This is a genomic window from Acinetobacter apis (assembly GCF_900197575.1).
In the GTDB taxonomy this organism is placed as follows: Bacteria; Pseudomonadota; Gammaproteobacteria; order Pseudomonadales; family Moraxellaceae; genus Acinetobacter; species Acinetobacter apis.
The window spans coordinates 119,541-138,962 of record NZ_FZLN01000003.1 but is presented as its reverse complement, the minus strand read 5'-3'; the positions used below and the strand labels follow the sequence as shown (position 1 = coordinate 138,962).

General features: G+C 38.7%; 16 protein-coding genes and 2 tRNA genes. 6 read left to right on the top strand and 12 right to left on the bottom strand.

From position 1 onward, the window contains the following. The first annotated feature begins 751 nt into the window (after nt 1-751). From CFY84_RS08705 to CFY84_RS08680, 6 genes are read left to right on the top strand one after another with little or no spacing between them, the layout of a single operon-like run. The gene (locus tag CFY84_RS08705) at nt 752-3,571 is read left to right on the top strand and encodes a monovalent cation/H+ antiporter subunit A (protein ID WP_088823826.1); all 2,820 of its coding nucleotides are present in this window, start codon (nt 752-754) and stop codon (nt 3,569-3,571) included. Between the two features lie 6 nt (nt 3,572-3,577). Next, nucleotides 3,578-3,949 (top strand): Na+/H+ antiporter subunit C, encoded by a 372-nt coding sequence (locus tag CFY84_RS08700; RefSeq protein WP_088823825.1) that lies wholly within the window; start codon nt 3,578-3,580, stop codon nt 3,947-3,949. Beyond that, nucleotides 3,949-5,778 (top strand): monovalent cation/H+ antiporter subunit D, encoded by a 1,830-nt coding sequence (locus tag CFY84_RS08695; protein ID WP_088824059.1) that lies wholly within the window; start codon nt 3,949-3,951, stop codon nt 5,776-5,778. Before CFY84_RS08700 ends, CFY84_RS08695 begins: the two co-directional genes overlap by 1 nt. 2 nt (nt 5,779-5,780) lie before the next feature. Further along, nucleotides 5,781-6,311 (top strand): Na+/H+ antiporter subunit E, encoded by a 531-nt coding sequence (locus CFY84_RS08690; RefSeq protein ID WP_088824058.1) that lies wholly within the window; start codon nt 5,781-5,783, stop codon nt 6,309-6,311. Next, nucleotides 6,308-6,583 carry a monovalent cation/H+ antiporter subunit F gene (locus CFY84_RS08685; RefSeq protein WP_088823824.1) on the top strand — a complete coding sequence of 92 codons (276 nt, stop codon included), beginning with the start codon at nt 6,308-6,310 and terminating at the stop codon, nt 6,581-6,583. The genes CFY84_RS08690 and CFY84_RS08685 overlap by 4 nt, the downstream gene beginning before the upstream one ends. A 9-nt stretch (nt 6,584-6,592) precedes the next feature. Beyond that, nucleotides 6,593-7,009 (top strand): Na+/H+ antiporter subunit G, encoded by a 417-nt coding sequence (locus CFY84_RS08680; protein ID WP_088823823.1) that lies wholly within the window; start codon nt 6,593-6,595, stop codon nt 7,007-7,009. Nucleotides 7,010-7,061: 52 nt separating this feature from the next. Here CFY84_RS08680 and CFY84_RS08675 read toward each other — a convergent pair whose 3' ends face one another. The 12 genes from CFY84_RS08675 to CFY84_RS08620 all read right to left on the bottom strand — a co-directional run bounded on the left by CFY84_RS08675 (nt 7,062) and on the right by CFY84_RS08620 (nt 19,374). Next, nucleotides 7,062-7,460, bottom strand: a complete 399-nt coding sequence (locus CFY84_RS08675) for a ribosome-binding factor A (protein ID WP_088823822.1) — start codon at nt 7,458-7,460, stop codon at nt 7,062-7,064. Between the two features lie 5 nt (nt 7,461-7,465). After that, entirely contained in the window at nt 7,466-10,162 is a 2,697-nt protein-coding gene (infB, locus tag CFY84_RS08670; RefSeq protein WP_088823821.1) for a translation initiation factor IF-2, read from the bottom strand. A 10-nt stretch (nt 10,163-10,172) separates the two neighbouring features. Next, entirely contained in the window at nt 10,173-11,657 is a 1,485-nt protein-coding gene (nusA, locus tag CFY84_RS08665) for a transcription termination factor NusA (RefSeq protein WP_088823820.1), read from the bottom strand. A gap of 32 nt (nt 11,658-11,689) precedes the next feature. Beyond that, entirely contained in the window at nt 11,690-12,208 is a 519-nt protein-coding gene (rimP, locus tag CFY84_RS08660; protein ID WP_088823819.1) for a ribosome maturation factor RimP, read from the bottom strand. Between the two features lie 206 nt (nt 12,209-12,414). Further along, nucleotides 12,415-12,491, bottom strand: a tRNA-Met gene (locus CFY84_RS08655). A gap of 589 nt (nt 12,492-13,080) precedes the next feature. Then, nucleotides 13,081-13,157, bottom strand: a tRNA-Met gene (locus tag CFY84_RS08650). A gap of 120 nt (nt 13,158-13,277) precedes the next feature. Beyond that, on the bottom strand, nt 13,278-14,906 hold the full coding sequence (locus CFY84_RS08645; RefSeq protein ID WP_088823818.1) for a PglL family O-oligosaccharyltransferase: 1,629 nt from the start codon (nt 14,904-14,906) through the stop codon (nt 13,278-13,280). Between the two features lie 42 nt (nt 14,907-14,948). Beyond that, nucleotides 14,949-15,380, bottom strand: a complete 432-nt coding sequence (locus CFY84_RS08640; protein WP_088823817.1) for a pilin — start codon at nt 15,378-15,380, stop codon at nt 14,949-14,951. A gap of 206 nt (nt 15,381-15,586) precedes the next feature. Further along, nucleotides 15,587-16,150, bottom strand: coding sequence for a TPM domain-containing protein (locus CFY84_RS08635; RefSeq protein ID WP_088823816.1), 564 nt, complete (start codon nt 16,148-16,150; stop codon nt 15,587-15,589). Further along, nucleotides 16,144-17,226 carry a TPM domain-containing protein gene (locus CFY84_RS08630; RefSeq protein ID WP_407640205.1) on the bottom strand — a complete coding sequence of 361 codons (1,083 nt, stop codon included), beginning with the start codon at nt 17,224-17,226 and terminating at the stop codon, nt 16,144-16,146. Before CFY84_RS08630 ends, CFY84_RS08635 begins: the two co-directional genes overlap by 7 nt. 22 nt (nt 17,227-17,248) lie before the next feature. Further along, a complete protein-coding gene (locus CFY84_RS08625) occupies nt 17,249-17,842 on the bottom strand; it encodes a LemA family protein (protein WP_088823815.1) in 594 nt (197 codons plus the stop codon). A 110-nt stretch (nt 17,843-17,952) separates the two neighbouring features. Further along, nucleotides 17,953-19,374 carry an FAD-dependent oxidoreductase gene (locus CFY84_RS08620; RefSeq protein ID WP_088823814.1) on the bottom strand — a complete coding sequence of 474 codons (1,422 nt, stop codon included), beginning with the start codon at nt 19,372-19,374 and terminating at the stop codon, nt 17,953-17,955. Between the last annotated feature and the right edge of the window lie 48 nt (nt 19,375-19,422).

Below are 19,422 nucleotides of genomic sequence, written 5' to 3'. Positions count from 1 at the left end.
GTGCATTCATCCCACCAGTAATCTTGCATCAGAGGGTTAAAATCATGGCTTTTCACAATGACCTGACGTATATGCTGGGCCTAAATATATACATTGAGGTTAAACCTAAAGATCTCAAGAGCAACCTGCGATATATCTGTAAAGCCACTTTCATGCCCATGATTGATCACTGAATCTTGATTCAGTTATGGTGACGTCATTTCCTTGACTGTTTCAACCATAAACGTGTATCAGATCAGCATAATTCTATCAAAATTTAAGCGTAAATATCACAGTTCTGTATCACTATTTGTCAAAACATAAACTAACATTCATTCTCATGCTTCACTAGCAATAATGTGTTTTTCAGCTTACGACTTTGGACTAAGACACACTCATTTTAGCTGTAAAATGGCACTATTTTTCTCATATAAATATACTTTTTTAAGATGATGCCAAACAACACGATCTTTTATCGACAAAGTTGAATGTAACAGTCTCTAAATTAAAACCAATTTGGCTGAGATGATTTGTTTTTTATGCTGTTTTTATATGTTAAAAAGCTCGTAATTCATTCAATGAATTGATTACAATATGTTTCATTCATCAAGTTTATTTTTTTGTGTTTGAATCTTGTTGTTGCTTTTATTATTGTACAACAAACTAAATGATGGCTTTTAAAATTTAGATGATTGATTTTCATTGCAAGCCCTTAATTTTAGAAGAAAATAAAACATAGGCTCCCCGCCTAAATCATAAAAAGGATACAAGTGTGTTAGCGATTATCATACTTCTACCTTTGCTCTTGGGTACAGTGCTTAGCGTTGGGTTAAATCAAGCACCTCGCTTATTTAAAATGCTAGTTGCTGTAGGCATAAGTTTAGGTTGTTTTATACTGCTGCTTAGCCAAGCAAATTCCGTATTTAATGGACAGATTATTTCGCAATCTTGGGATTGGTTACCTCAATTAGGAATCAACTTAAGTTTTCGTTTAGATTCGATTGCTTTGCTTTTTGCATTATTGATTAGTGGCATTGGCACACTAATTTTTATCTATGCCTATTATTATTTAAGTGAAAATAGTTCACTCAGTAAGCTCTATGCTTTACTCATGGTCTTTATGGCAGCCATGCTTGGCATTTCATTGTCGAATAATTTAATTATTCTCTTGGTGTTTTGGGAACTCACCAGTATTTCATCTTTCTTATTGGTGTCTTATTGGAAACAGTATCAAACTGCTCAGCAAGGTTCTCGTATGGCATTGACCATTACGGGAATGGGTGGTCTCGCTTTGCTTGGGGGCTTTGTTTTACTTGGTCAGATGGCAGGCACGTATCAAATTGATGAAATTTTATCAATCGGTGCATCTCTACAAGCCAATCCTGTATTTAATTCAGCGCTCATTTTAATTTTACTTGGTGCATTTACCAAAAGTGCGCAATTTCCATTTCACTTTTGGCTCCCAAATGCTATGGCGGCTCCCACGCCTGTCTCTGCTTATTTACATTCAGCGACAATGGTAAAAGCGGGTATTTTTCTAGTTGCACGCTTATTACCTATATTTGTTGGCTCAGCACTGTTCCATCAAATGGTTACCACCGTTGGACTCATTACATTTTGTATTGGCGCTTTTTTTGCCATTTTTAAAGATGATCTCAAAGGTCTATTGGCGTATTCCACCATTAGTCATTTGGGTTTAATTATGTGTTTATTGGGTATGGGATCGCCGCTTGCGATTGCTGCTGCAGTATTTCACATTATTAACCACGCTACATTTAAAGCTGCATTATTCATGATTGCAGGCGTCATTGATCATGAAGCATCTACTCGAAGCATGTATAAATTGCGCGGTTTATGGCAAGTCTTACCCTTTACAGGTACGCTCACGTTTATTGCAGCATCTGCCATGGCGGGTGTTCCCCTAACCAACGGCTTTATTTCAAAAGAAATGTTCTTTACTGAAATTGTCAGCTATTTTTCAGGCGGACAATTTCTTCTTGCCATCACAGTGACGACATTGGCAGGTATTTTTGCAGTTGCTTATTCAGCACGCATGATTCATGGCATTTTCTTTGATGGTAAATTGGGCAAAGATGTCAATCAAAAAGCACATGAACCTGCCTTTGGTATGCTTGCACCGATTTTAGTTTTAGCAATTGGCTGTATTTTAGTGGGTGTTTTACCTGCTTTCTTTGCCGAGAATATTGTCAATCAAGTCACACGTTCAATTACGCTTGTTCATGACTTTCATGGCGTACATTTGGCCATTTGGCATGGAGTCAATACCCCTTTAATCATGAGTGTCATTGCACTCGTGGGTGGTACTGGACTGTATTTTGCTCTCGCGCGTCAAAATAAAATTCGCCATATTGAGCTAGAAAAATACATGGGTAAATTTCAAGGGAAGATTATTTTTGAAAAAATCTTATCAACACTTGAAACAACATCCCGTACTGTAAAACTCAGTACAGAAACCAGTAGTTTACAGAATTACTTGTTTTTAATCATTGCCTTTACGATCGGACTAATTTGTATTCCACTCTTGCCATATGAACTCAATACTGGCACTCGCGTACTGACCCATGCACCACTGACAGCCATTGTAATTTGGCTCATGTTATTTAGTGCATGTTGGATGATGCTGTGGTTTCATCACGAACGTATTAAAGCTGTTCTCATCAGTGGTGCTGTTGGCTTGGTGTTATCAGCAACTTTTGTGACATTGTCTGCACCGGATTTAGCACTCACACAGATCACCGTAGATGTTGTCACCACAGTGCTGCTTTTAATGAGCCTATCGCTTTTACCACAATTAACGCCGTATGAATCGTCCCAAGCTATTCGTTGGCGTGATGCCATCATTGCCATTATTGCAGGTGGTGGTATTGGATGGATTGCTTGGTTGGTATTAACTCGCGATCACAATTCAATTTCATGGTTTTTTGCACAGCAATCCTTACCGCTTGGTGGTGGCGCCAATATTGTGAATGTCATTTTGGTCGACTTCCGTGGCTTTGATACCTTTGGCGAAATTACAGTACTTGGTATTGCAGGCATTGGGGCCTTATGTTTAATGGATGGTATGCGTACCCATGGGACACAAACCACCAAAGGACTGACTTATCGCTTTAACCCCTCGCCACTGTTGGTACGAACAGCAGCATCATGGGTACTGCCTATTGCACTTGTGGTGAGTTTATATATTTTCATGCGTGGTCATAATGCCCCAGGTGGTGGTTTTATCGCCGGATTAATCACAGCAATTGCATTGGTTTTACAATATATCGCGCTTGGTCAAGAGCGTGCTGAACGTTTGATGTGTGCGAAATCAGGTCGTCTGTATGAAATTTGGATTGGCTCAGGGCTTGTGATTGCAGGACTAACGGGTGTTGGTGCTTGGTTTTGGTCTCGTCCATTTTTAACGAGCGCTCATTTTTATATTCCTATTCCATTTGACAAAATTCACTTCGCTACCGCTGTATTTTTTGATTTAGGTGTATATCTAGCTGTTGTCGGCTCAACCATGTTGATGATTTCAGTCCTTGGTGACTCAAAACATTCATCCATGTCTGGTCCAGTAAGAGAGGAGTAACTAATTATGTTAAGTATTGAATTATTACTTGCAACTGGAATTGGACTGTTGGTTGCAACAGGTGTTTATCTAATATTAAGAGCAAGAACCTTTGCCGTTGTACTTGGGCTTGCCATGCTCGGTTATGGGGTAAATCTATTTCTGTTTTCAACAGGTAGAGTCCTTGTGAACTCCCCTGCTATTTTAAGCGAAACCACATCAATTACTGATTCATTGCCTCAAGCCTTGGTTTTAACTGCAATTGTTATTGGATTTGCCACCACGGCTTTTATTATTCAATTGTCTTTACGAAGCCGTTATGAGTCAGGAACTGACCATGTCGACTCAAAAGAAATCAGTGAATTAAAGCATGATCCAAGTGAGGATCAGAGCTCATGATGAATACACTACTTAATTTTTGGCATACCAATACCCCCATTATCAGTATTTTGATTCCTGCATTTGCTGGTTTCTTCTTATTATTGCTTGGTAATCCGAGTGCCAATGACTTACCGAATGAAAAACGACATAAATTTAGACGCTTAATCAGTTTTATTGCCACCATTGCAGGCTTCTTAACTGCAGTCAGTTATGTGGTTCAAGCCAGCCATGGACAAATTACCGTATATGAACTGAGTGAATGGTCTGCACCTTTTGGTATTGTATTGGTGCTTGATCGATTATCTGCATTCATGTTGTTACTGACCTATCTTTTGGCCTTGCCAATTTTATGGTTTGCAAGTTCAGATTGGGATTTAAGAGGGCGCTATTTTCATGCCCTCTTACAATTCTTATTAATGGGTTTATGTGGTGCATTTTTAACAGGCGATTTATTTAACTTATTCGTATTTTTTGAAGTTCTGTTAATGTCATCGTATGTGCTACTCGTCTATGGTCAAGGGAAAGCACGTTTTCAATTAGCAATTCACTATGTAGTTATTAATTTATTTGCCAGTGCAATCTTCCTCATCTCATTGGGTTTAATTTATGCCAGTGTAGGAAGCTTAAATATGGCAGATGTGGCACGGCTAATACCTACACTGCATGCAGACCAGCGTCAACTTGCAACAGCAGGTGCCTATTTACTTTTCACAGTATTTGCCATTAAAGCGGCGGTATTACCGCTTGGTTTTTGGCTACCCAAAACCTATGCTGTTGCCAGCACCCCTGTTGCTGCGCTATTCACGCTAATGACCAAAGTGGGTATTTATGCCATTTTGAGAGTCAATTCTGTTTTATTTATTGATGAACAATACACACCATTATTTAATTTATTATTGGTTCTTGGGTTAATTGGCTCTGTATACGGCGTAATTGGTGCGATTGGTGCGATTCGTTTACGCCGTTTTGCCGGATTTATGATTCTATCCTCATTGGGTACAATCTGTATTGCATTAGGAATTGATCGTCCAACCTCTTGGACTGCAAGTATTTATTATTTATTTCACAGTACCATTGTTGGTGCGGCATTTTACTTGCTCTGTGGATGGATTACCGCACAACGTGGTGAATTTAAAGATCATTTACGAATTGCACCGCGGATGAAACAAGACAAGTTACTTTCAGCTTGTTTTTTCTTGATTGCATTGATGATGTCAGGATTACCGCCTTTTAGCGGATTTTTAGGTAAAGTACTTATTCTACAATCGACAGCAGGCTATCCATTTCAATTAGGCATTATTATTACTATTTTAGTGGTTAGCTTACTAAGTATTTTGGCGTTTGTTAAAGCAGGATTTGTGATTTTTTGGCGATCAACTGACCCTGAGCAAGATCCGATTAAAGAAGATTATCGGGCTTACCAAGCATTGCCAACGCGAGCACCAAAACGCTATGACATCACGTTATATTTCTTTTTATTATTGCTGATTTTATATGCTGTATTTACCCAACCAATTCATAACTATCTGTCGGGTGCAACAGCTGACTTATCACAACAGCAAATTTATCAAGATGCTATTTTGAAAAAAGATCCGCGTGGTAATGTGATTAGTGTTGAGCCTTTTGATCCAAAAAATATTCCTGAAACCAAATATGCAGGTGAGAATTTAGATCCAAATGCGTATTTAATTCCATCTATTATTTCAGAGAAAACCCTACAAGGGGATCATATTTCACTGTATAAAAAAGAACAAATTGAAAAACAACACCAGCAAATGGCTCAGCCTAAGACTGAAATTACCCCAGTCCAAGACAGTGGTGCCAAACTGCAGCAGATGGAGCCTTAATGATGAAAAAGAAAAGCTTAATGCGACGTTGGTTACCTCATCCACTTGTGTCTGTTACATCAGGATTAGCTTGGCTGATGCTAAACCATAGCTTTGATGGGTTTAGCATCGTTTCAGCCGTTATTATTGCGATTATTATTCCGAAATTGGCAGCCCCTTTTTTAGTCCGTACCCCACATATTTGTTGGCCAACCTCCTTCAGGCTGTTTCTAGCAGTCTTATGGGATATTATTCTGTCAAATTTTTGGGTTGCAAAATTAGTATTGGGGCCTAAAAAAAATCTTAAGCCTGTGTGGTACCGTATTCCGCTATCTACCAACCATGAGCATGTGAATGCTTTATTGGCGATGATCATTACCATTACACCAGGTACAGTCAGCGCAGGGATCGATCAAGAACGCGGTGATATTTTAGTTCATGCATTAAATACTGAAGACCCAGACGATGAAATCCGTTTTATTAAAGAACGTTATGAATCTCGTTTGATCAAGATCTTTAATGCTGAAAACACCATTGTTGGAGAGAGTGCATGACTATACTTCCTTATATTCTTGGTATATCGCTATTGGCAATCACCATCTCAATGTTTTTATGCTTAATTCGCTTGGTGATGGGTCCATCAATCGTTGACCGACTGTTGGCATTAGATACGCTGTTCCTAAATACAACTGCACTGATTATTGTGCTTGGCATTTATTGGTCTACTACACTGCTTTTTGAAAGTGCACTACTGATTGCTATGCTTGGATTTATTTCAACTATGGCATTGGCAAGATACTTTACCAGCGGCCATGTCATTGATTAGGAGAATATTATGCAACTGATGATGGAAATTTTAGTCTCCTTTTTTGTGTTATTAGGGAGTACATTCATGCTCATTGGCAGTATTGGTATGATCAGGCTTCCTGACTTATTTGCTCGTCTGCATGCGCCTACTAAATCAAGTACTTTAGGCTTAGGTAGTTTTTTAATTGCTGCCATGATTTATGCAGGTTTTCATGGACATATTGGTTTCCCAGAACTGATCATGACATTTTTAGCATTTATCACAGGTCCTGTATCTGCAAATTTGATGGCACAAGCTGCACTGCATTTGAAGTTGCGCTCTTTAAGTGGAGAAGTTCCTGAGTCGATTGAACGTCCACTGCCTTGGTCAAAGTATCGGTTCTCAACACGGGTCGATCCTCAAACTGTCGCCGATCAAACCAAAAGTCGAAATTCTGAAAAATAATTTGCACTAAAAAGCCACCCGAAGGTGGCTTTTTATATGAAGAGAATTTCAATTAAGATTGGTCATTTTTTCGTTCAGGTAAATCTTTTACCGCTTCTTCAATCAAATCAAACATGTAATTACCATAAGCATTCGTTTTATCATAATGAAAACGAAGACGTGGGGTAACACGTGTTTTAATTCGACGGCTCAGCTCTTGACGTAAAAAACCTGAGGCATTATTGAGGACGGTTAGCGTTTCTTTATTTGCTTCTTCCGTCTGCTCATCGCCTAATTCACGTCCCATTACAGTGACATAAATTTCTGCATAGCCCAGATCAGGACTCACTTTTACTGCAGAGATGGTTACGTATCCACCTAAACGAGGATCTTTTAATTCTTGACGAATCAGTTCAGCGACTTCGCGCTGAACTGAGTCTGCCATACGTTTTAAACGCTGACTACCAGCCATATGTGTTATAGACTCCGTTTAATGACTTGTACATCATAAACTTCGATTTTATCTAAAGCTTTGATGTCTTTGTAACCTTTAACCGCAAGACCACATTCCATGCCTGCACGTACATCTTCAACCACTTCTTTATAGCGACGTAATGACTCAAGCTCACCTTGGAAAATCACGACATCATCACGCAAGATGCGGATTGGTTTATTACGGTGAATTACACCTTCCGTTACCATACAGCCTGCTGCTGCACCAAACTTACTTGAGTGGAATACTTCACGTACTTGCGCAACACCTAGAATAGTTTCTCTGTGCTCAGGTGCAAGCTTACCGCTCATTGCATTTTTCACATCATCAATCAATTGATAGATCACGCTGTAATAACGGATATCGATTTCGTCTTGCTCTGACTTTTGACGCGCCGTTGCATCTGCACGCACGTTAAAGCCAAGTAAAACTGCATCAGATGACTCAGCCAATGTCACATCAGACTCAGTGATTGCACCTACCCCTGAACCAATAACACGAACTTTTACTTCATCTGTTGCAAGATCATACAGTGCTGTTTGTAATGCTTCTAAAGAACCACGAACATCTGTTTTTAAGACAATATTGACTGTCGGAACGTCTTTCTTGCCCATTGATGCCATCAAGTTTTCTAAACGCATTGCGCTTGCACGCTCTAAACGTTTTTGACGCTCACGCGCAGATCGAGCATCTGCAACTTCACGCGCTTTTTTCTCATCATTGACAACAAGAACTTCATCGCCTGCCATTGGTGCTTCAGGTAGACCTAAAATCTCAACAGGAATCGATGGACCCGCAGTTTTAATTCTCACACCATTTTCATCTGACATCGCACGTACACGACCATAAGATGAACCTGCAAGGACTAAATCACCTACATTCAATGTTCCGTTTTGAACAAGAATAGATGTCACTGCACCACGGCCTTTATCAACACGTGCTTCAATCACAACACCTTGAGCCGAACCTTCAGTCGATGCTTTTAACTCCATCAACTCAGCTTGAATACTAATTAAATCAAGTAAGTCGTCAATACCTGCACCTGTATGTGCTGATACTTTTGCAACAGCAACATCACCACCCCACTGTTCAGCAACAACTTGCTTCGTAGTAAGTTCGTTCAAGACACGGTCAACATCTGCAGACTCTTTATCCATTTTGTTGATAGCAACAATAATTGGCGTTCCTGCAGCACGCGCATGATCAATCGCTTCAGCGGTTTGTGGCATCACGCCATCATCTGCTGCAACAACCAATACCACGATATCTGTCGCTTTAGCACCACGTGAACGCATTGAAGTAAATGCCGCATGGCCTGGGGTATCTAAGAAAGTAATAATTCCTTTCTCAGTTTCAACATGGTATGCACCAATATGTTGAGTAATCCCGCCAGCTTCTCCCGCTGCAACTTTTGCACGACGAATACGGTCAAGTAATGAAGTTTTACCATGGTCAACGTGACCCATAATAGTTACTACTGGCGGACGTGTTGTTTGCGCACCACGTTCTTGCTCAGCTTGCTCCATTAGATTGTCTTCAGTCGCTGTATCTGAAACTAAAATTGGGTTATGGCCCATTTCTTCAACAACAAGTGACGCAATTTCTTGATCAATCACTTGATCTTGATTAACAAGCTCACCCATCTTCATGAGTGTTTTAATAACTTCACGAACTTTGATCGCCATTTTTTGTGCAAGGTCAGCAACAACAATGGTTTCACCAATTTCAACATCGTAAACTTGTTTTTTAACAGGTTTTTCGAAGCCATGCTTGTTCACTTGGCTTGTTTTTAAGCCGCGTTTATGATGGTTTTTATTGAAATTTTGCTCTTCTTGGTTATTACGTCCTTTTTTCTGACCACGACCATCTTTGGTGTTACCACCACGTTTGATTTCGCGGTCTTCTTTGTTGAACGAGTCTTCATATGCTTGACCGACAAGGCCAGCTGCAAGTGGAGAGTCATCAACTACACGAACGGTTTTGGTATCTTCAGCTGAATACTTCGATGCCATTTTACGCATTTGCTCAAGCGTACGCTGTTGTGCTTCTTCAGCAGCTTTACGACGTACAGCTTCTTCTTGTGCACGTAATTGAGCTTCTTGTGCTTGACGCTCTTTCTTTTGTGCAGCATTAATTGCAGCAGGCTTTGGCGTAGCAGGTTTTACAACTGCACCACCACGCTTTTTCACCACAACAGCGGCTTTCGGTGCTGTTGATACTTTGTCTTGATCTTTCTTTTGTGCAGCACGCATTGCTTCTAACGTTGCATTTGCTTTGTTTTCTGCAGGTGCTTTCGCATCTGTTTCAGCCTTAGGCTTAGATTGCACCGTATTGTTTTCAGCTTCAGCTTTTGCTTTTGCTTCAGCTGCTAACTGTTTAGGATCAGGCTTAGTAAATGTATGCTTCTTACGAACTTCTACATTAATTGTTTTCGCCTTACCTGAAGTACTCGCAACTTTTGCTGTACTTGTTGTTTTGCGTTTCAATGTAATTTTTCCTGCATGGCCTTCATTCTGACCATGTGATTTTTTCAAATGGTTGAGAAGGGTATTTTGCTGATCAGTTGTCAGCGTATCTTCAGCATTTCGTTGCGGCAATCCTGCATCACGTACTTGCTCTAGGAGCTTCTCAACAGGACGTTCCACATTTTTCGCCAATTCGTTAATCGACTTGTCCGTCATTTATTACCTCCTAGTTAAACCATGATTCTCTAGCTTTCATAATCAATTGACCTGCTTTTTGTGCATCAAGACCTTCAATATCAGAGATATCGTCGGTGGCTTGGTCTGCAAGATCATCAACTGTTACGATGCCACGGTGAGCAAGTGCATATGCAATCTCTTGCGTTATGCCTTCCATACTTAATAGCTCTTCGCTTGGCTCTTGAATGTTTTCCTGCTCTTTCAGTGCATCTGCAAGTGCCACTTCTTTCGCGCGGTTTTGTAACAATTCAACAGTGTCTTCGTCGAGTTCAATTTCATTAAATGTTTCTGCAGGCACATAAGCCACTTCATCTAATGAAGTAAAGCCCATTTCAACCAATGCCATGGCTAAGCCTTCGTCAATATCTAAACGTGTGACAAACATATCTAAATATTGCTGCGCTTCATTTTGCTGACGTGCATGGTATTCTTCTTCTAGCATCATATCGAGCTTATAACCCGTTAAATCTGATGCTAAACGAACATTTTGACCTTGAGAGCCAATTGCACGTGCAAGCTGATCGCTGGTTGCAAAAATAATATCTGCGGTACGCATATCTTCATCAATCACAATGCCTGTTACATCTGCAGGCTCTAAAGCACTTGCAATATATTGTGCAGGATCATCAGACCAAATCACGACATCAATACGCTCACCATTCAACTCTTGTTGTACAGCTTGGATACGTGTACCACGCATACCAATACATGCACCAACAGGATCAATACGGTGATCGTTGGTTTTCACAGCAATTTTAGCACGTACACCTGACTGACGCGTTGCTGCTTTAATCTCAATGATTTCTTCAGAAATTTCAGGAATTTCTTTTTTCATGAGTGCAATTAACATTTCAGGTTTAGCACGAGACAATAAAAGCTGCGCACCACGTCCTTCACGGTTAACTTCGTATAAAATTGCGCTTACACGTTGTTTAGGACGTAAAATCTCTTTAGTGATCATTTCATCACGTGATAAATAGCCTTCTGCGTTATCACCTAAATCAATGATAAAGCCATCTTTGGTTTGCTTTTTCACTTCACCATAGATTAACTCGCCCACTTTAGACAAATATGCATCTGCAATAAGTGCACGTTCTGCTTCACGAATTTTTTGAATGATTACTTGCTTTGCAATTTGCGCTGCAATACGACCAAATTCAATTGATTCAACTTCAAGTTCACGAATATCACCAATCGCCCATTGTTCAGGGTCAAGATCAGAAATTGCATCTTGGCATGCAGGCATTTCATGATCTTCATCAGCAACCACTTCCCATTGACGGAAAGTTAAATAATCACCTGTTTTACGGTCAATTTCTACGCGTAAACGTGCTTCTTCTGCTGTGGTATTTTCATAAAACTTTTTCTTTGTCGCAGCAACCAATGCTTGTTCAAGTGCTTCAAAAATAGCTTCTCGACCAACACCTTTCTCATTACTGACCGTTTCTACAACGGTAAGAATCTCACGACCCATAAGTCACCTATTATTCAGATTTTCTTAGTAATTTAGTCTTGATAAACCAGATTTGCTTTATCGATATTGTGACCATCAATTTCGAGTACTTGCTGTTTTTCAACTTCGACTTGAATCATTTCACGTTCAAGATCAACAGCAACAAGCTTGGCTTGAAATTTACGGCGGTTATCTACAGCGCTAATTAAACGCAGTGCAACCTGTTGACCAATATAATCTTTCATTTGCGCTAACTGAAAAAATGGGCGATCCCATCCTGGTGAAGAAACTTCTAAAGCATATTCACCAGAAATTGGATCGTGAACATCTAAAAGTGCGCCAACTTGCTGGGTGACACGAACACAGTCTTGAACGCCAATACCACGACCTTGCTCTTCTTCTGAGTTTTCATCAGTTACATCATCCAATGTATGCGGTTTATCAATATAAATCCGAACCATTGAACGTTTGCCTTGGGGCGTAAATTCAAGCCCCCAAAGATCGACGCCACAAGCTGCAACTGCAGGTGCAATTAGGTCTTGTAACATTTGATTTTTATTGGATACTTTCATGTACTCTCATCAGTTTGTGCATTGCAACAATTGGCCGCTGATTGTGGCCACCCTCTATGTAGTGAAGCATGGATTCTTGACCAATTGATGTCGACACTACAGAATAATCAATAAAAAAGGGCGAAAACCGCCCTTTTCAGCACAGAAAAGCATAGCCCACTGTGCAAAAAGGCCCACCTATTTGTGAGCCCTTTTAGCAAGAATCTTGGTAGCGGGAGCTGGATTTGAACCAACGACCTTCGGGTTATGAGCCCGACGAGCTACCAGACTGCTCCATCCCGCAATAGTGTGTAATCATTATAAGTTAATCATTACAAAAGTCAATTTAAGGTCTGACTAAACCTTGAGTTGCGTTGTTTAAGTAAACTACAACATCTCTGGTGGGGTGAACTATATGCGTTTAGGGTTATGTTGTCAACCTACTTTTCTAATAAGGCGCATACTCATGCATCATATGTTTAAAATACAAACAATATGTCATGAAGAGTCAACATTGGTAGGCTTATCTTGAGTTTTAGAGAACTTAGAGTACAAACAGAAAATGGATTTTATGCTTAAATTCGGGCAGCCATACTACTTCAGTGAAAGAATTAAAAAATTAGCTAGACGTGGCTCATCAGAGAAATAGAGAACAGCACCTTTTATAAGCACTAAAATATGTAAATTATTTTAAAATTAAACTTTGACACAACAAGATTTAAGATTTAGCGGAAGCCTTCAGACAAATTTATTTTATTTATTCAAAATTACAGCTATTAAATTTAGCATTAAAATGAGTTCAATAAATTATTGATCAGCTCAAACTAAGATGTAAATATATGAGATGTTTAGTCAATAGATTTGATAATAAGAGGATATTTATTTTTAAAAAATGGTAGCGGGAGCTGGATTTGAACCAACGACCTTCGGGTTATGAGCCCGACGAGCTACCAGACTGCTCCATCCCGCACCAACATTACGCTATTCTGGCAAATAGGTAATTGATCTAAGCATTTCGCTTGATGTTGTGCATTCTATAGAAGCATATCACTTCATGCAAGCTTATTATAAATAATTAAATTTAAATGTTTTATTTTTGATCGCTCTCTTTTTTGAGTAGTTCATCATAAGTGACATTACGCCGATAAGTATAATTCAAAATTTTTAATTGCCTTTTAGCTTCTTCTTCTTGACCATTTAATGCAAGAATTTTCGCATATTTTTTTAAATCATAGGGTATGGTATATAAAGAAGACATTTCTTTTGCAAGATTCCAATCTTCCCCGCTCATTTTCTTATAAGGATTTAAAGCAATCCATCTCGCTCTTGCATCATATTGATCAAATAAAACTAATTTATAAGGAAGCGTTATAGGCTCTAATGATTCATTCATGTTAACCCGCTCTGCTTCAACTAAATTATCTGTTATTAAACTGTACTGATTAAATACAGCATAACTAAGAGGAAAAGATCCTAGGAATATAAAAAACAAATATTTTTTACTAAGCTTTAAAAATCCACAATCACTTTTAGATAACACAATTCCTATAAACAAGCCAAGCGGCAGCAGAAAAAAAGAATAATATAAAGGGAATTCCAATAGAGAATGAATCCCCAAAGCAGAAATCATTAAAATGACTATCAACTCATTCTTCGATTTCACACTTAAAAATAACTTCTTGTAAAACCATATAATATAAAAACCAATTAATAATCCAAGCGGCAATCCACACCATATTAAAATATCTAAAAAAATGTTATGTGCACTACTGATCCACTCATAACCTTGGTAAATATCAATAACTTTTGACTGTGCAATACTTGTTTGGTTCCACCCATACCCACTTATAGGTTCTTTTAGCAAAGCGTAATACATCTGTTTCCAAATATCTAACCTCAAATACCCAGAGGACAATCGATCTGCTACAGAATTAACAGATACTATATTAAAAAAAGATCCAAGTAAGGATGTCAAAAATGGAAGCAACACAATAAATGTAAGGTATAAAATTGGTAATGTAATAATTTGGCTTTTCTTCAATATCATCTTATCTCTATTTAACCAAATGATAAAGAAAGAAAATATAATAATTAACCAGCCTGTACGCGACTGTGTCAATGCCATGCCAAATAATGCTACACCTACAAAAAAAATCATTGATGGATAATTAATAAATCTGCGTTCATAGCAATAAATGCTAGATAAAACACCTAAAGACAATAAAGTTGAAAGCTGATTAAATTGACCTATATTTCCGTAAGGACGGTTGCCAGTAAAAGACATCATCCAACTTTGTCCTATAAACAAACCCGTCCATTGAAAAAATGCAATTAATGTTGATACAAAAGAAGCGATTATAAATGTAATACATAATGACATGAATAAGCTGTCTGTTTCTCTAGACAAGCTAAATCCAATAACAATAGAAATAAAAAAACTAAAAATATAAAGCGAAGAAGTCCATACTGTCGTAAAAAATAAGATTTGATCAGTTATGAAGTATTGTAATAATGGAATAAAACATACCACTAAAAAAGGTAAAGCTACTTTAGGAATTAAGATCTTTTTATTTTTTATAAAGAAGATTGGTATTAAAAATAATAGACTAAAAAATGCTAAAAATTCAGAGAAGAAAGTTGTCCAAGGCAGCAAATGTACAGGTAAAATATATGACAATAAAAGAAAAAAAATAAAAATAAAATACATATTATTTCTCATAAAAAACGCCTCCTTCAATAGGAGGCGTTTTTTTCAAATATTTTAAGTACAAGATTTAGGCTTATAATCAGCTGCAACATCTGTTGAACATGACCATGAACCTGTTGTACCTGAAGTTGTATTATCTGCACTACGAGTCCAAGTAATTTTCTTACCTGTAACAACAGTTGTACCTTGTAATACACATTGAATCGTTGATGTATTCGTAGGGTCAATATTTACTGTAATAGCAGAACAGTTTTTAGTTGATGTTTGTAAATTAACTGCTGTCGCGCTTGTGATAGGAGTTGAAATACCTGTGGCCATAGTTGCTTCAGCATTCGTTTTACCTGGGCTAATTTCAGCCAAGCCAGCTGCAACTTGTGATTTAGCAATATAACCTTGATATGCAGGAATAGCAATCGCAGCCAAAATACCGATAATCGCAACAACGATCATCAATTCAATTAATGTAAAACCTTTTTGAGCGTTCATATACTTACCCCAGTAAATTTCTTTAATAAAAGCGAAACACTGTATTCAAATGTGTACAGTTTGATTTTAATACTGCATGTTCCATGCCAACTTTTTTATTGTTTTTTTTCAATAATTTATAATATTGGCTAAAATAACATTCACTGCAAATAATGTACATAAGTGACATAAATTGTCACTTATGTATTAATAACGTCTGTGTGCATTCATAATATGGTCGGTTGATTGGATAATTCATTGATGTTCTCATCTTGGATTCTTAAGTCAGAATAATATTGCTTGAGAACTGAACCAATCTCTTGAACACCTTGCTGTATTGCAGAGGTATATTGCTGTTTTTGCATCTTTATGATGATATTTTGGCAAATTGTAGACCATCGCTCAGCTTCAGTATGTTGCTGTACACCCCGATCAAAAACAATCTCAACACGCGATTCACACAAATTTATATAGAGCAAAATACCACTATTGTGTTCTGTATCCCACACTCCAAGTTCAGCAAAGAGCTGCCTTGCTCTATGGGTTGGGTTTTGATAGAAGGCCATTTTGATAGGTAAATGTGCTTCAATGACCACCTGTATTTCACCAATATGGCCCTCTTCCGCCTGTTTCACTGCATCTGCGATCAGATCATAATCAGATTTTGCAAAAAAACGAGAAGGCTGTGTAAAGTAAAAGGCATGTTTAAACCATCGCTTTAAGCTTTGATCTTGACCATATTTATATTTTGAGTGCGTGATAATATGCGCTGATTCTTTTTTATCTACCATGATCCAGATGCTCCTCCGCCACCAAAGCTACCACCGCCACCGCCATATCCATCACTGTCATTTCCGCCACTACCTCCACCACGACCAGCCACAGATAAAATCAATTGCAAAAGAACTTGAGCCAATGATGTCACCAACAAGAAGAATACGCCAACTCCAAGAAGCAAGCTGACCAATATACTTGCGCCAGTGACAATACCTGCTGTGACAGCAGCCACACCAGCAACAGATGCGGTAAGGCGATGTCCAATCAAAGACGATGCAAACACACCAACAATCAAAATAATTGCTGTATATAACAACATTTGATCTTTGGCTTGTTGCTCATGCAAGGCTCGTTCTTGCTGTTGTTTTAATTGATCAGCAGCCTGCTGAGCAATTTCAGGATCTAAGTTTAATATACGCTCGATTTCAGTTGTGCCTGCAATCAGGCCTGCTGCTACATTTCCATTTTTAAATTCAGGGGTAATTTGATTCCGAATAATGCGACTGACAACCACATCAGGTAATACGCCCTCTAAACCATAACCCGTTAAAATTTGTATGCGACGATCGTTCACAGCAACAGCAATTACGACACCATTGTCCTGCTTTTCTGTACCTAGCTTCCATTGATTGGCAACACGCATTGCAAAGTCAAAAATATCTTCTTGACCTGTTGTTGGTACAATAATAATTCCAATTTGTGCTTTCGCTTGTCGATTAAGCTGAATAAGTTGACTTGATAAACGACTTAACTGTGATTGATTCAATAGCTTAGATTGATCAATCACAGGTTGTTTTAGAGATGGCAGCACACGTGTAGCTTGTCCCTCTTGCAAATCATTTTCAGCCACAGCAGGTTTTTCATTTGATGTCGTTGCTGTTTGACTGGCTGTATTTTGCTTTGCGCGCGATTGCTGCTCTTGAATAATCCGACCCACTACCGCTTGGTCAGGTGATGATTCATTTGCAGCGGCTGTAATGATATTTGATTGTTGATTATTTGCCCACGTTAACGCAGCCGTGCTCCAAATCAAACAACCCAATAAAATACACAGCACATAGCGTACTTTGTTAGAACACCACATTTGCATCATGTCTGCCTATTATTTTGAATTATTGATCAAATGACACCGTTGGTGCTTTTTCAGCGCCTGCTTGTGCAGCAAAGTTAGGACGAACTTTTAAGCCAACCACTTTGGCTGTAATGGTCTGTGGGAACTGACGAACATATGTATTATAGTCTTGTACTGTACTGATATAGCGATTACGTGCAACAGCAACACGGTTTTCGGTTCCTTCAAGCTGTGCTTGTAAATCTCTAAATTGTTGATTGGCCTTTAAATCTGGATAGTTTTCAGAAACAGCAAGTAAACGCGATAAGGACCCACTTAACTGATCTTGTGCTTGTTGGTATTTTTTAAATAATTCAGGATTTTCTAAAACTTCTTTGTCTACTTTTAATCCCGCAACATTTGAACGTGCTTGAGTGACTTCAGTTAAGGTTGAATTCTCATGTTTTGCATAACCTTTGACCACATTAACTAAATTCGGCACTAAATCTGCACGGCGTTGATATTGGTTTTCAACATCAGACCATGTCGCATTTACAGCTTCGTCTTTGGCTTGCAGTGTATTATAACCACATCCAGTCATTGTAAAGGTTGTAATTAATAGACCAGACATTGCCGCTTTTTTTAAAAAATTCATCATAACCTCATTCATTTTATTCTCGTTATTGTTATTTTAACTACTTTTTAGATATTTTATGTTTTTTTATTTAGCACAGTCTCAATTTTTTGAAACTGTGCTGTCACTAATTACACCTTTAAATAATCTAAGATTCCTTCAGCAGCTTGGCGACCTTCCCAAATTGCAGTCACGACCAAGTCTGAACCACGTACCATATCTCCCCCAGCAAATATTTTTGGGTTCGAAGTTTGGAACTTATATTCCTGCTGCTCATGAGCAATGACTCGCCCTGATCCATCTAAATCAATTTGATTCGATGTAAACCAATCTGCAGGACTTGGACGAAAACCAAATGCTAATAATACTGCATCGGCAGGAAGTACTTCTTCTGATCCAGGAATCGGTTCTGGGCTACGACGACCACGCGTATCAGGTTCACCCAATTGGGTCGTCACAACCTTCACACCAACAACCTTTCCATTTTCACCAACAATTTCGACAGGCTGACGGTTAAATAAGAACTGCACGCCCTCTTCTTTGGCATTTAATACTTCTTTACGTGAACCTGGCATATTGGCTTCATCTCGGCGATATGCGCAAGTCACTTCTGTTGCACCTTGACGGATTGAAGTGCGGTTACAGTCCATGGCTGTATCACCACCACCAAGGACAATCACTTTTTTGCCTTCCATGGAAATATAATCCGAAGGATCTTTTTCCCAATTTTGACAACGGTTCACATTGGCAATCAGAAAATCAAGTGCATCATGTACACCATTTAAATCTTCACCAGCAAAACCACCTTTCATATAGGTATAGGTTCCCATACCCATAAACACGGCATCATATTCAGCAAGCAATTGTTCAATAGTAATATCTGTGCCAACGTCTGTATTTAGACGAAATTCTATTCCCATGCCAGTAAAAATTTCACGGCGGCGTTTCATAACGTCTTTTTCCATTTTAAACTCAGGAATACCAAACGTTAATAAGCCACCAATTTCTGGGCGTTTATCAAAGATTGTCGGTTTTACCCCACCACGCACAAGAATATCTGCACAACCAAGACCTGCTGGTCCTGCACCAATAATGGCAACTTTTTTATCAGTCCACTTCACATCAGACATATCTGGACGCCAGCCCAAAGCAAAGGCTGTATCATTAATATATTTTTCAGCATTCCCAATGGTCACTGCACCAAAACCATCATTTAATGTACATGCACCTTCACATAAGCGATCTTGTGGACAAACACGACCACATACTTCAGGCAATGTATTGGTTTGGTGGCATAGTTCAGCCGCTTGGAAAATACGTCCTTCTGAAATCAGCTTCAGCCAATTAGGAATATAGTTATGAACTGGACACTTCCATTCACAATATGGATTACCACAACCTAAACAACGGTGCGTTTGATTTTGTGCTGTCTCTTTACTATAAGGTTGATAAATTTCTACAAATTCTGCTTTACGAACATCAATTTCTTTTTTTTCAGGGTCTTGGCGTGCCACATCCAGAAACTGAAAGTCATTACTAAGGCGCTCTGCCATATCGTTCTCCATGGGGTCAGTGAAGATCAGATGGGTATGATCTTCACC

What these genes read in the sequence shown, in the direction of transcription:
- CFY84_RS08700 (WP_088823825.1), top strand. Translation starts at nt 3,578, where the DNA reads ATGTTAAGTATTGAATTATTACTTGCAACTGGAATTGGACTGTTGGTT.
- CFY84_RS08695 (WP_088824059.1), top strand. Translation starts at nt 3,949, where the DNA reads ATGAATACACTACTTAATTTTTGGCATACCAATACCCCCATTATCAGT.
- CFY84_RS08690 (WP_088824058.1), top strand. Translation starts at nt 5,781, where the DNA reads ATGAAAAAGAAAAGCTTAATGCGACGTTGGTTACCTCATCCACTTGTG.
- CFY84_RS08685 (WP_088823824.1), top strand. Translation starts at nt 6,308, where the DNA reads ATGACTATACTTCCTTATATTCTTGGTATATCGCTATTGGCAATCACC.
- CFY84_RS08680 (WP_088823823.1), top strand. Translation starts at nt 6,593, where the DNA reads ATGCAACTGATGATGGAAATTTTAGTCTCCTTTTTTGTGTTATTAGGG.
- CFY84_RS08675 (WP_088823822.1), bottom strand. Translation starts at nt 7,460, where the DNA reads ATGGCTGGTAGTCAGCGTTTAAAACGTATGGCAGACTCAGTTCAGCGC.
- infB (WP_088823821.1), bottom strand. Translation starts at nt 10,162, where the DNA reads ATGACGGACAAGTCGATTAACGAATTGGCGAAAAATGTGGAACGTCCT.
- nusA (WP_088823820.1), bottom strand. Translation starts at nt 11,657, where the DNA reads ATGGGTCGTGAGATTCTTACCGTTGTAGAAACGGTCAGTAATGAGAAA.
- rimP (WP_088823819.1), bottom strand. Translation starts at nt 12,208, where the DNA reads ATGAAAGTATCCAATAAAAATCAAATGTTACAAGACCTAATTGCACCT.
- CFY84_RS08645 (WP_088823818.1), bottom strand. Translation starts at nt 14,906, where the DNA reads ATGAGAAATAATATGTATTTTATTTTTATTTTTTTTCTTTTATTGTCA.
- CFY84_RS08640 (WP_088823817.1), bottom strand. Translation starts at nt 15,380, where the DNA reads ATGAACGCTCAAAAAGGTTTTACATTAATTGAATTGATGATCGTTGTT.
- CFY84_RS08635 (WP_088823816.1), bottom strand. Translation starts at nt 16,150, where the DNA reads ATGGTAGATAAAAAAGAATCAGCGCATATTATCACGCACTCAAAATAT.
- CFY84_RS08630 (WP_407640205.1), bottom strand. Translation starts at nt 17,226, where the DNA reads ATGCAAATGTGGTGTTCTAACAAAGTACGCTATGTGCTGTGTATTTTA.
- CFY84_RS08625 (WP_088823815.1), bottom strand. Translation starts at nt 17,842, where the DNA reads ATGAATTTTTTAAAAAAAGCGGCAATGTCTGGTCTATTAATTACAACC.
- CFY84_RS08620 (WP_088823814.1), bottom strand. Translation starts at nt 19,374, where the DNA reads ATGGCAGAGCGCCTTAGTAATGACTTTCAGTTTCTGGATGTGGCACGC.